Source organism: Streptomyces sp. WELS2 (assembly GCF_013870595.1).
In the GTDB taxonomy this organism is placed as follows: domain Bacteria; phylum Actinomycetota; class Actinomycetes; order Streptomycetales; family Streptomycetaceae; genus Streptomyces.
Genome location: NZ_JACBWZ010000128.1, coordinates 1 through 12,009, shown reverse-complemented (window position 1 = coordinate 12,009; position 12,009 = coordinate 1). Strand labels below are relative to the sequence as shown.

At 71.8% G+C, this 12,009-nt stretch carries 9 protein-coding genes and 1 pseudogene; 4 read left to right on the top strand and 6 right to left on the bottom strand.

The features are described from left to right. The 6 genes and pseudogenes from H5J33_RS11100 to H5J33_RS11080 form a co-directional block, all read right to left on the bottom strand. On the bottom strand, positions 1 to 2,550 hold a 2,550-nt coding region (locus tag H5J33_RS11100), incomplete at its 3' end, for a DUF5682 family protein (protein WP_181794729.1). Positions 2,551 to 2,567: 17 nt separating this feature from the next. Then, positions 2,568 to 3,680, bottom strand: coding sequence for an AAA family ATPase (locus H5J33_RS11095; protein ID WP_181794727.1), 1,113 nt, complete (start codon positions 3,678 to 3,680; stop codon positions 2,568 to 2,570). A 62-nt stretch (positions 3,681 to 3,742) separates the two neighbouring features. Continuing rightward, entirely contained in the window at positions 3,743 to 5,167 is a 1,425-nt protein-coding gene (locus H5J33_RS11090; RefSeq protein WP_181794726.1) for a VWA domain-containing protein, read from the bottom strand. After that, positions 5,164 to 6,585 (bottom strand): hypothetical protein, encoded by a 1,422-nt coding sequence (locus tag H5J33_RS11085; RefSeq protein ID WP_181794728.1) that lies wholly within the window; start codon positions 6,583 to 6,585, stop codon positions 5,164 to 5,166. The genes H5J33_RS11090 and H5J33_RS11085 overlap by 4 nt, the downstream gene beginning before the upstream one ends. A gap of 6 nt (positions 6,586 to 6,591) precedes the next feature. Next, positions 6,592 to 7,092, bottom strand: a pseudogene (locus H5J33_RS37365) (hypothetical protein); the annotation flags it as partial. 549 nt (positions 7,093 to 7,641) lie between these two features. Beyond that, a complete protein-coding gene (locus tag H5J33_RS11080; protein ID WP_181794725.1) occupies positions 7,642 to 8,241 on the bottom strand; it encodes a TetR/AcrR family transcriptional regulator in 600 nt (199 codons plus the stop codon). 117 nt (positions 8,242 to 8,358) lie between these two features. On the opposite strand from H5J33_RS11080, the gene H5J33_RS11075 reads away from it, so the two are divergent. The 4 genes from H5J33_RS11075 to H5J33_RS11060 all read left to right on the top strand — a co-directional run bounded on the left by H5J33_RS11075 (position 8,359) and on the right by H5J33_RS11060 (position 11,716). Continuing rightward, positions 8,359 to 9,096: an SDR family NAD(P)-dependent oxidoreductase gene (locus H5J33_RS11075; protein WP_181794724.1), complete on the top strand. Its 738-nt coding sequence runs from the start codon at positions 8,359 to 8,361 to the stop codon at positions 9,094 to 9,096. 16 nt (positions 9,097 to 9,112) lie between these two features. Then, complete coding sequence (locus H5J33_RS11070) at positions 9,113 to 9,862, top strand: SDR family oxidoreductase (protein ID WP_181794723.1); 750 nt, start codon at positions 9,113 to 9,115, stop codon at positions 9,860 to 9,862. Positions 9,863 to 10,310: 448 nt separating this feature from the next. Then, a complete protein-coding gene (locus tag H5J33_RS11065) occupies positions 10,311 to 11,315 on the top strand; it encodes an SDR family NAD(P)-dependent oxidoreductase (protein WP_309485378.1) in 1,005 nt (334 codons plus the stop codon). Further along, complete coding sequence (locus tag H5J33_RS11060) at positions 11,303 to 11,716, top strand: SgcJ/EcaC family oxidoreductase (protein WP_181794722.1); 414 nt, start codon at positions 11,303 to 11,305, stop codon at positions 11,714 to 11,716. Before H5J33_RS11065 ends, H5J33_RS11060 begins: the two co-directional genes overlap by 13 nt. The last annotated feature ends 293 nt before the right edge of the window (positions 11,717 to 12,009 follow it).

Below are 12,009 nucleotides of genomic sequence, written 5' to 3'. Positions count from 1 at the left end.
CCGGCCCGGGAAGATCCGGCCGGCCTCGCGGATCAGCAGGGGCGCCAGGTCGGCGCCGCTTCCCCGCAGTGTGGTGATCAGGACCGGCAGCCAGGGCAGCAACACCGGGTCCGGCAGGCGTGCGAAGGCGTGGGAGACGGCCTCGACGGCGAAGTCGGCCAGGCCGGGGGCCGGTTCCAGGGCGTGCAGGAATCCGCTGAGGTAGCGCGGATAGGCGGGCAGGGTCAGGGGGTTGCCCAGCAGTTCGTCGCAGCGGGTGCGCAGGTCCGCGCGCGAGAGATGCCCGAGCTGGGTCTTGGCGGCCCACAGCAGCGCCGTCTTGGCCGCTTCCTCGGGACGGGACTGGGCGACGGCCAGTTCCAGCTGGTTGCGGTCGCAGCCGAGGGAGAGGGCGAGGCCTTCCATGCTGAACAGGAAGCCCAGCATGGCGGCGACCTGGCGGACACTCGCGTCGTCGTCGGCGAACGCCGTCGGGAGCAGCGTGCAGTAGTGGGCGTAGCCGGTCTTGACGAAGGACTCGATCCAGGCGGGCAGGGACGGCTCGCTGGTGCGGTAGTAGGCCAGCAGTCCGCGCACCCGGCGCAGCACCTCCGGTGCGCCGTCGACGCTCCGTTCGGTCGCCAGTACCTGAAGGGCGTGCCGGCCGAGTTCGTCGGCGAGGCGGTGGCCGCCGAGGTAGAGGGTGGCGTCCTCGACGGCCTCGAGGACGGTCGCCGTGGTCGCCTGCGGGCCGTACGCGGTGCGCCGCAGACGCTGTTCCAGGACCTGCTCGATGCTGACGCCCTCGTAGCCGAGCTCGATCAGGGCGCGCTGGTGGGTGCCGAGGGCCAGGTCCCAGGACTCCTGGAGGGAGCGCTGGCCGAGCCGTCGTTCGCCCATGACGGTGCGTGCGGCGCCGTGCGGCATCAGGTGGCGCAGCATCCACAGCACGTCGGAGCATGCCTGGAGTTCCGGCCGGGACCGCATGTCGAGCAGCGCCCGTTGTACGCCGCGTTGCTGGAGCTTGAGATTGAGCGGGGCGAGCCGGTCGTGCACGTCGCGGGCGAGTGGCGGCAGGGCGTCGTAGCCGACCTGGCCGACGCGGTCGCCGCCGAGCATGGTCTCCACGAGGCGGCGCACATCGCGGCGGCCGGGCACGGTGTCCTTCTCGATGCAGGTGACCGCCGCGTCCTGGAAGTCGTACGGCGTGGGCTTGGCCCGGTCGCGCATCCCGGCGAGCAGGATCGACGTCTCGAACACCGCGATGGCGTCGGCGGTGGAGGCGAGGTAGCCGTTGCGGCGGGCGGCGCGCACGATCTCCACGGACCAGCCGAGGAGTTCGGCCTCGTCGAGCCGGTCCAGGACCGGGGGCCGCTGCAGGAAGCCGGTCAGCCTGTCGCAGGCCGGGTCCTGGCCGGCCGGCGCCGGGGCGGCGGGCGTCCTGGCGGTCTTCTCCGGGGTCTTCGTGCCGGCCTGCCCGGCGAGCCGGTAGGGCTTGACCCGGGTGCGCTTGAGGTTCTTCGCCCACTGGGTCGCGGCGATGGACACCGACCCCGCGGCGAGGCCGAACTGCGCCTCGATCGCGGCGTGGCTGGAGGGGATCAGTCCGTGCCGCCACTTGGTGGCGCTGGGCGGGCTGATCGTGAACGTGTCGCTGCCGTGGACGCCGAACTCCTCGACGCGGCTGGCCGCGTGGTAGGCGCCGCAGACGTAGAGGGCGTCGGCCGGGTCGGTGCCGGTGGCGGCGAGGTGTTCGCGCATCCGCGTCCACATGTGGCGCTCGCGGTCCTCGTCGACGCGGACCCGGTGCGCCTCGCCGGGGGCGAGGCGCCGGAAGAGGCTGCCGATCAGCAGCATGACCTGGCGGTAGGTGTCGTGGTCGCTGTCGCCGAGCGGCAGTTCGACGTACTGGTGCCACCACTCCGACCAGTGCCGCACCTTGCCGTGCCGCAGCAGGTGCTCCTCCAGTTCGGCGAAGCGCGGGCGCAGGTCGCCGATCTCGACGCCGACGGCGTCGCCGTGGAGTGCCGCCTCCTCCTCGGCGGGCGGTGCGTCCGGGTCGGCGGGTGCGGCGGACTCGTGTCTGCTCTCCTGCCACTGGAAGACGTGGTCGGAGGAGCGGTCCACGAGGACGAGTTCGACGCCCGGGGTGTCCAGGGCGTAGGCGATCGCCTGGTACTCGGCGGACGCCTCGGTGATGGGGGCGACGACCGACAGCGGGGCCCACTCGGCGGGGAAGCCGTCGACCTCGGTCGCGAACGCCTGCACCGCGACCGGGAGCCGGCAGTTGCGCAGCTCGGTCAGCAGCGGCGCCATGTCCTCGCACAGTTCCAGGTAGACCACCTTGGGCTGCTTCTCGCGCAGCCGGCGCGCCATGGCGAGCGCGGAGGCGGGCGAGTGGTGGCAGACCGGGAAGATCTCCAGCGGTTCGCGCAGGGCACGGTCGACGTCGTCGACGATGCCGAGGAGGATGCCCTCCAGGGCGTCGGGCCCGCCGGCGAACGCGGCGGCGGCTTCCTGGAGCTGGGCGCGCAGGGCGGAGAAGGTTCCCTCGTTCACCGTGCTCTCCATGGTGCTGGTGCGGGCGGTCACGACAGGGTGGCGATCGCGTCGCGGCCGCCTTCGAGGAACTCCGGCCAGGAGCCGCCCTCCTCCTTGCTGCGCGGCTCGACGACGCCGTGCAGGTACTTGTTGAGGATGGCGAGGTCCTCCGGTTCGCGCCGGGCGAGCGAGCCGACCAGCGAGGAGGCGAGGGTACGGGCGGTCAGTGCGCGCTCGCCGAAGAAGTTGCCGTGCAGGACCGCGTCCTCCAGCACGCCGATCTGCTCGGCGGTGGACAACGCGGACTCCAGCTTCTCGTCGTCGCTGCCCGCCGCGGCGGCGGAGGCCCGCAGGTCGGCGAAGCTCTGCAGCAGCACGTCCAGCAGGGTGGGCGCCACGTCGAGCTCGATCCGGTGACGGCGCAGCAGTTCCTCGGTGCGGAAGCGGACGATCTCCGCCTCGCTCTTCTTGTTGGTGACGACCGGGATGCGGACGAAGTTGAAGCGGCGCTTGAGCGCGGAGGACAGGTCGTTGACGCCGCGGTCGCGGCTGTTGGCGGTGGCGATGACACTGAAGCCGGGCTTGGCGAAGACGATGTTGTCGCTGTCGAGTTCGGGCACCGAGATGTACTTCTCGGAGAGGATGGAGATCAGTGCGTCCTGGACGTCGCTGGTGGAGCGGGTCAGCTCCTCGAAGCGGCCGATGACGCCGTTCTCCATCGCGGTCATGATCGGCGAGGGGATCATCGACTCGCGGGACTGGCCCTTGGCGATGACCATGGACACGTTCCAGGAGTACTTGATGTGGTCCTCGGTGGTGCCGGCCGTGCCCTGCACGACGAGGGTGGAGTTGCGGCAGACGGCCGCGGCGAGCAGTTCGGCGAGCCAGCTCTTGCCGGTGCCGGGGTCGCCGATCAGCAGCAGGCCACGGTCGGAGGCGAGGGTGACGATGGCGCGCTCGACGATGCCGCGGTCGCCGAACCACTTCTGGGAGACCTCGCGGTCGAGGCCGTCGGCCCGCTCGGAGCCCAGGATGAACAGGCGGATCATCTTGGGGGACAGCCGCCAGGAGTAGGGCTTGGGGTCGCCGTCGATGGACTCCAGCCAGTCCAGCTCCTCGGCGTACTTGATCTCGGCGGGGGCGCGCAGCAGGTCGGACATGTCGATGGCCTTTCGGTGACAAGGGGAAGGCAGAGGTGTGAGTGCCGAGGCACGGGGACGGCTCAGGTGAGGAACGACTTCAGTTCGTGGACGAGCTTGCGGATGTGACCGGAGATCACCGGTGTACCGAGGTCCTTGAAGCGTTCCCGGAACCACGGGTTGACGCTGCCGCGGCCGGAGCTGGTCACCGAGCCGACGGGGATGAACCTGGCGCCGGAGCGGTGGATGGCGGCCATGGACTCGAACAGCGGCTCGGACCGCCATTCGTAGAAGTCGGAGATCCACACCACGACCGTGTTGCGTGGTTCGGCGATCCTGGGCTGGGCCAGGGCCATGGCGACGGTGCCGTCGGTGCCGCCGCCGAGGTTGGTGCGCAGCAGGGTCTCGAAGGGGTCGCTCACCCAGGGGGTGAGGTCGAGCGCCTGGGTGTCGTAGGCGATCAGGTGGACGTCGACTTTGGGCAGTCCGGCGAAGATGGACGCCAGGATGGTGCAGTTGACCATCGAGTCGACCATCGAGCCGGACTGGTCGACGACCACGATCAGGCGCTGGGGAGTCGTCTTGCGGGCGGTGTGCCGGTAGTAGAGGCGGTCGACGTAGAGCCGCTCCTCCTCGGGGTCCCAGTTGGTGAGGTTCTTCCAGATCGTGCGGTCGAGGTCGAGGTTGCGGAAGACCCGCTTGGGCGGGACCGACCGGTCCAGGGCGCCGACGGAGGCCTTCTCGACCTGGGTGCGCAGGACGTCGGCGACCTCGTCGACGAAGCGGCGGATCAGCGCCTTGGCGTTGGCGAGGGCGACGCCGGAGAGGTTGTTCTTGTCGCGCAGCAGCTGCTCGATGAGCGACATGCTCGGGGTGAGCTGTGCGGCGAGCCGGGGGTCGGCGAGGACTTCGCGCAGGTGCATCCGCTTGACCAGGTCGGCTTCCAGGGCGCCGAGTTCGGGGCCGATCTCCGGGACGAGCCTGCCGAGGTCGGGGGTGCGGCCGCCGCCTTGGGTGCCGGTCGGGCTCACTCCCCCGCCCGCGCTTCCCGCGCCGCGTCCTGCGCCCCGGCCGCCGCGCAGTTCGCCGGGCTTGCAGCCGAGCGCCCGCTCCAGCCATCCGGCGTCCGACTGCCAGCGGGCGAGCTGCCCTGCGGTGACCGTACCGGTGCCGGTGGCGAGGACGTTGAGCAGCACCTTGGAGACGAGGGCGGCGCGGCGCACCTCGGCGGCCCGGTCGCGGCCTTCCTCGTCCGTCTCGGGCACCATCAGGGCGTCGAGTTCGGCTGCCAGCTCGGGGTGGCGCTGCACGATGGCGTCGATGGAGGCCTGTGGGTCCAGCAGCGCGGGCGGCAGTCCGATGTCCTCGACGACGGCGAGGGAGGCGGACTCCAAGGTGGCTTGCTCCTCGTGGTCGAAGAGGCGGGCGAGCAACCGCCAGTACAGGACCTGCCGGCGGTTCTCGTCGGCGCCGGGCAGCGCGGTCCCCTCGGTGGTGTGGTCGGTCATTTCCGCAGCAGCCTTCCGGCGCGTTCGCGCAGTACGGCCACCGCGTCGGTGGCGGCCTTCTCGGCCTTGGCCCCGGCCTTGTCGGTGGTGCCTCCGGCCCAGGCGCCGGCGTGGACCGCGACCGGTTTCCTGCGCACGGTGGTCTCCACGGCGAGCGGCTGGAGGCGGAAGCGCCCGGCGTCCCAGCGGAGCAGCCCGATGCAGGCGCTGGAGGCGGCGACGGCCTGCGGGGTGAGGGGGCCGGCGGCCGGGACGCGGTCGGTGTCGACGGGCAGGCGGTGCGTGGGGAGGGTGAAGGTCACCGTGTCTCCGTCCCGGTCGATGCCGTAGCCCTCCAGGAACACGGGCTCGGCGAGGCGCGCCGGGTGCCGGTCCAGGGGTGTGGCCGACGTCATGGCGGCGGTGGGCAGGGCGACGCGTGCGGTGGCGAAGGGGTCGGCGGGCTCGCCCGGGCGGGCGTGGTCGTCCTGCCAGATCAGGTCGCCGTCGGCGGTGACGGGCATGTCGGTGAGGTCCATGGAGCGGCCCTCGCCGGCCGCGGCCAGAAGCGTCATGTGCGGGCGGAGCAGCTGCCAGAGCCCGGCGCCGAGGACGGTGTCGGGCTTGGGCACCGACACACTCGCCCGGACCAGCCGGGCAGCGGTGCCGTCGGCCGGTTCGAACACGGCGTGCACCTGGGCCTGTACGGCGGTGGCGTGTTCCTGCAGGTCGACGCCGAGGGGCAACAGCCGCCCGGTGACGGTCCGTGTGGCGGGCGGGGTTCCTGCGCCGGGGAGCGTCAGCAGCATGCCGCGTGCCCACAGATCGGCCCACCGGCGGGCCGGTATCCGCTCCAGGGAGGTGCCGGGGCAGGACGCGGCGAGTTCGGCGGCGAGACCGTCGAGGAGGGTCGCCAGACGGCGCAGCCGCGGGTCCGGGAGCATCGCGGAGACGACCTGGGCGGCGCCGGAGACCACGTCGTGATCGATGCCCTGCCAGCCGGTGCGGGCCAGGTCGCACAGCCAGGAGCGGGCCGCGGCGAGCAGGTTCGGCGCCGGCCCTCCGGCGGCGTCCGGCACGGTCGTCTCCTCGCGGGCCCGACCGGTGACCTCGTCCGCTCGGGCGGTGAGCGCGTCGTGCGCGGAGCCGAGCAGGGCGGTGCGTGCGGCGGCGAGGACGACGAAGTGGTCCTCGCTCGCGGCGCCGGCCGCCGCCTTCTCGGCGGCCTCGGCTACCCGGGCGGCGAGCGGGCTCGCGGCGACCGCGTCGGCGAGCACGGTCAGGCCTTCCGCCTGGGCCGGTCGCGGGCGCAGCAGGCCGCCGGTCAGAACACGGTCGAAGGCGTCGACGGCGGCCAACGCCTCCACCAGCCCGTCCACGGGTTCGGTGAGGGTGTCCTGGCGTTCCTCCGCGTCCGCGCCGGCCTCCTGCGAGAGCACTTCCGTGGCCTCCGCTCGCGTGGCCGGGAACCACTGCATCTCCGGCAACGGCAGCGTGGTGGGGGCGAGTTCCAGGTAGGTCAGGTGGCGCAGGAACCGGCTGAAGACGGATGCGGCGGCCTTGCCGCCCGCCGGGGACGGGCGGGTCGCGCTCATGCCGGCGTTGATCGTCTGCGCACTCAACTCGCCGTCTGCGAGGTCGGCCCGCAGATAGCGGGCGACGCGTTCGGCACCGTACTGCACCACCGCTTCGCTGATCAGGGCACCGATGTGGTTGCAGAAGCCGCCCCGGGCGCCGCCGCAAGGACGGTTGTTGTTGGTGCTGCACGCGTAGGCGTACGTCCCTGCGGCGACCGAGGAGACGTAGACCCGCTCGATGGCCGAGCCGCTGGAGACGACGCCCTGGAGGCGTCCGTCGGCCAGTTCCACGAACGGCACCTTGGCGAGCTTGCGCGGCCGGACGGGCGGGAGCACCCGCGCCGTGCTCGACCTCTCGAAAACGGACAACGCACCATCTCCTTCGCAGCACAAGGGAAGTCCTCGACGCCGGATCGGCGGGACATCGATCAAGTTATCGGGACCCACTGACAACGCCCCTTTTCCGTGGGCCCGCGGCGGGCCACCAAGGCCCGAATCGGCGCGGTGCGGGCCACAGGGCGCCGCCGGGGGCACGCCGCGGCGCCAACGGCTCCCCGGCCGGCCGGAGTCGTCGTCAGGGTCGGCTGCGGCGGAGGAAGGCGGGGCTCGTATCCGGCAGAGGGCGCCCCGGCGTTGCTGTGGGCGCGGAAGATGTCCTGGTCCTGTTTCCCATGCGCTGCCCCGACGAGATCAGCGGCCCTGCCAGGAGCACGATCGGCAGGCTGCGCGGTCCGGCCCGCGGCACGAACGGTCACAGCTGTTCGCCGAGTGTCCGGTCGACGGACGGGGCCCGGCCGGGCCTGTGGGGCGGGACGGGGTGGCAGCCCTCGCAGTGGCCCGGGCGCCGCGTCGCCGTTCACCGCCGCCCGCCCGGCAGGCGTGCGGGCCGGGTCGATCAGCGCCGCCCCGACAGTTCCGTCACGCCCGCAGCCCGTCCAGCGCCGTGTCGATCGCCGCCAGGGCCGCCGTCCTGTCGAGCCCCGCCCTGGAGACGAGCGAGAGGCCCTGGACGACGTAGAGCAAGAGCTGCGCCTGGGCCTCGGGGGAGGACGTGTCCGTGACCTCTCCGGCGGCCTGTGCGCGGCGCAGCGCGTCGGCGACGATGCCGGTGAACCGGCGGTACGAGCGGGTGACGACCTCTGTGGCCTCGCCGTCCTGGGGGACGAGTTCGGCGGTCGTGTTGCCGACCAGGCAGCCCTGCGGCACGCCCGCGTCGGAGACCAGTTCGTCCAGTCGCACCGGATGGGTCAGGATCTCCCGCAGGGCGGGCAGGAGCGGGCTGGTGTCGAGGACGGCGGTCAGGTGCCGCTCGTACACCTCCCAGTACAGCCTGACGGCTTCGAGGTAGAAGCGGCGCTTGTCACCGAAGGTGCCGTACAGGCTGCCGCGTTCCACGCCCAGCGCGTCGACCAGGTCCTGGATCGACGTCGCTCCGTATCCGCGGGACCAGAACAGTTCGAGTGCGCGCTCCAGCGTCTGTTCCCTGTCGAACTCGCGGGGGCGTCCGGTTCGTGCCACGTGTCGATCCTACGACTTCTTGACTGGGCGTTCAAGAAGTCGTAGCTTCCGGTGCGGCACTTCTTGAACGGCTGCATAGAAGTCGGTCGCCCGGCGGCCGGCACGAAGGGTGGGGCCATGGAATTCGCAGGCAAGAGGGCGCTCGTCACCGGATCCGGCGCGCTCGGCGGACTCGGGCACGCGACGGCGAAGGTGCTGGCCGAGGGCGGCGCCGACCTGGTTCTGACCGGCACCGATCCGCGGCGCGGCGCCCGGGTCGTGGAAGACCTCGGCGCAGCCGCCGGTACGGTACGTTTCGTCACCGCCGATCTGTCCGACCCGGCGGGCGTGCGGCAACTGGCCGAGGACGCCGGAGCCGTCGACATCCTGATCAACAACGCGAGCGTCATGACGTTCTCCCCGACCACCGGGCAGGACCTCTCGAGCCACGACGCCGCCTTCGCGGTCAACGTGCGTGCCCCGTTCCTGCTCACCGCCCTGCTCGCCCGGAAGATGGCCGCGCGCGGCGGCGGCAGCGTCGTCAACGTCAGCTCCACCGCGGCCGGTCTCGGTATGCCGGGCATGGCCGTCTACGGCGCCACCAAGGCGGCGCTCGAATCGCTGACCCGCACCTGGGCGGCGGAGTTCGCCGGGTCGAACGTCCGGGTCAACGCCGTCGCCCCCGGCCCGATGCGCACCTCGAAGGTGGTCGCGGCCATGGGCCCGGACATGGGCGGCATGGGCCTGGCCACCGCGCTCAAGCGCACCTCGGACCCGGCCGAGGTGGCCCAGGTGATCGCCTTCCTCGCCGGCGACCGGGCCAGTTACATGACCGGCGCGATCGTGGCCGCCGACGGTGGCCGCACCGCCATCTGAAAAGGGGAACGGAACCATGGATCGTCTGGCGGGCAAGCACGCGCTGATCACAGGAGGGACGAGCGGCATCGGCCTGGAAACGGCCCGGGAGTTCCTCGCCGAGGGAGCGACCGTCGCCATCACCGGCCGCTCGCGGGAAAGACTGGACGAGGCGGCACGGCAACTGGACGGCCCGCTGCTGACCATTGTCAGCGACGCCGGCGACGTACCCGGCCAGGCGGCGCTCGCGGCACGCCTGCGGGCGGAATGGCCGAAGCTCGACGTCCTGATGAGCAACGCCGCCGACATCACCCACCTCCCGATCGAGGCATGGACCGAGGAGGCGTTCGACAGGCTCATGGCGACCAATCTCAAGTCGCCGTTCTTCCTGATCAGGGACCTGCTGCCGCTCTTCTCGCAGCAGTCCTCGGTCATCCTCGTCGGCTCGGTCTCCGCGTACATCGGACACGAGAACGCGACGGTCTACGGCGCGGCCAAGGCGGGCCTGCTCTCCTACACGCGCGGGCTGACCCATGAACTGAGGCACCGGGGCATCCGCGTCAACGGACTGAGCCCGGGTCCGACGGTCACCAACGCCTTCGCACCCCTGGGCCCCGAGCGCCAGGCCGCCCTGTACGAGCGAATCCGGCGGACCGTACCCCTCCACCGCCTGGGAACCGCCACCGAGTTGGCGAAAGCAGCGGTCTATCTCGCCTCCGACGAATCCGCCTACACCGCGGGGACCGTGCTGCGCGTCGACGGGGGCATCGGGCAGCTCGCCTACTAGGGTCCGCCTTCCAACAGGTCTCGCCCAGAGCGGGAACGAAGTGAGAGACCGCCGCTTCGCAGGAGGTGGTGGTCTCGTCGTACCTGGTCGCGGGCGCCCCACCGCGCGCCGCCGCGGCCCGGCCCGGCCCACGGCTGCTGCCTGGACGTGCCGTTCGCCGCAACCTCGATGATGTCGCGCGCGGGTGTTCCAGGGCGAGTGGGGCAGAACCGGGCTCAGGCGGAGGCGCGGGCGATGGTGCCCACGGTGAGCGTGGCCAGCATCTCCTGCAGGGCGGTCACGAAGTCCGGTCAGACCGGTGGTCTTCTACGTTGGGATCGCAGCCGAACAGACCACCGGTCTGAAAAGCGGGAGGCCTCGGGCTGCGCCACCCTGGGACAACACCGCGGCACCGGCGCCTTCAGGAAGTCCACGGCGCGGCTCGACGAATCCGAGGAGCGTGACAACAGTGGACCACTGGACTGCCGACGACATCCCCGATCAGACCGGTCGCACGGCGCTGATCACCGGCGGGAACGGCGGGAACGGACTCGAGAGCGCCCGTGCGCTCGCCCGGCACGGGGCCCGCGTCATCCTGGCCGGCCGCAGCCAGACCAAACTGGACCAGGCCGCGGAGGCTGTGCGCGCCGCGACCCACGAGGCCCGGACGGACACCCTTGTGCTCGACCTCTCCGACCTTTCCTCCGTCCGCGACGCGGCCACCCGAATCGCCGAGACCGAGACGGTCGACCTGCTCTTCAACAACGCCGGCGTGATAAACCTGCCCGAGCGGCGGACCACCCACGACGGCTTCGAGATGACGGTCGGCACGAATCACCTCGGCCACTTCGCCTTCGACGCCCAGGTCTGGCCCGCCGTGCGCCGCTCGTCCGCACCGCGCGTGGTCACCGTCAGCGCCATCGCGGCACGGTGGCCGATCGGCAGGCTGGACGACCTGATGAGCGAAGAGGGCTACCGCGCCATGGGCGCCTACGCCAAGTCCAAGCGCGCCAACATCGTCTACACCCTCGAACTCGCGCGCCGCACCGCAAGCAGCCCCGTCGAGGCGCTCGTCGTCCACCCGGGGTCGGCGATGACCGGTCTGCAGCGGCACGGCAACGGCGCTCTGAGCCGCGTGGTCACCCCGATCGCCGCACGCCTGCTCATGGGCTCGGCCGAGGGTGCGGCCTGGCCCTCCCTGTACGCGGCGACCAGCCCGTACGTCCAGTGGGGCCAGTTCATCGGTCCCGCCGGACGGGACCAGACCTCCGGCGCCCCCCAAGCCCGCCAGACTCCCCGCAGGCGCCGACGACCCCGCGGAGGGCAGGCGGCTGTGGGCAACGAGCCAGCAGCTCACAGGTGTCCCCTTCGACCTCGACGCCGGGGCCGCCACCCGGACGGTCGATTGCGAGGTCAGGGACCGACCGCTCTCTTGATCCCAACCGCGCTTGAGGTTGCACGATGGCCCACATGACCAGGGAATCCACGGCATACGCCGCAGACATCGAAGCCCTCAAGCAGGTCGTTGCCACCGTCGAGCACTCCCAGCAGCACAAGGATCCCGACGAATTCCTCGCCCTCTTCCACCCCGACGCGGTCTGGACGACGGCCCACGGCAAGGTTCTCATCGGCCTCGACGCGATATCGGAGTTCACCCGCGAGGTGCTGCCCGCGGCCGACTGGGACGGCAAGGTCGGCTACGAGGTGGTCCACGTGCTCTTCATCCGCCCCGATGTCGCGGCGGTCAAGGTTCGTCAGCGCTACCTGAGTCCGGACGAGGAGAGCGAGGGAGCCCCGCTGTATGTGATGGTCAAGCAGGACGACGGCCGCTGGCTGCTGACCGCCTGCCAGAACACGGCGGTCGTCGCCGACTGATCGATCCGGACGGACTGGCTGCGTGGCCGTTCCACCCTGGCACGTCGAACGCGGCGGACATCGTCCGTGCTCCCGACCTGCCGCGGATGTGCGGCCGCGTGAGCCACCTTCACCGTGCCGGGGCCACGCGTTCGCCTGGTACGACCGGATCGAGAAGACCGTGCACCGCTCGCACTGCCCCACCCGGAGGGGGGCCGCCCACCCGCCGGCCGACGAACCGGCAGCTCACCATCAAGGAGTCCCGCCCCCGGCTCCCCGCACGGCCCGCCACGGCGGCCGCGACCGGATCCGCG

Coding starts and splice junctions, on each gene's coding strand:
- H5J33_RS11075 (WP_181794724.1), top strand. CDS start 8,359: ATGGAATTCGCAGGCAAGAGGGCGCTCGTCACCGGATCCGGCGCGCTC.
- H5J33_RS11090 (WP_181794726.1), bottom strand. CDS start 5,167: ATGACCGACCACACCACCGAGGGGACCGCGCTGCCCGGCGCCGACGAG.
- H5J33_RS11095 (WP_181794727.1), bottom strand. CDS start 3,680: ATGTCCGACCTGCTGCGCGCCCCCGCCGAGATCAAGTACGCCGAGGAG.
- H5J33_RS11060 (WP_181794722.1), top strand. CDS start 11,303: ATGGCCCACATGACCAGGGAATCCACGGCATACGCCGCAGACATCGAA.
- H5J33_RS11070 (WP_181794723.1), top strand. CDS start 9,113: ATGGATCGTCTGGCGGGCAAGCACGCGCTGATCACAGGAGGGACGAGC.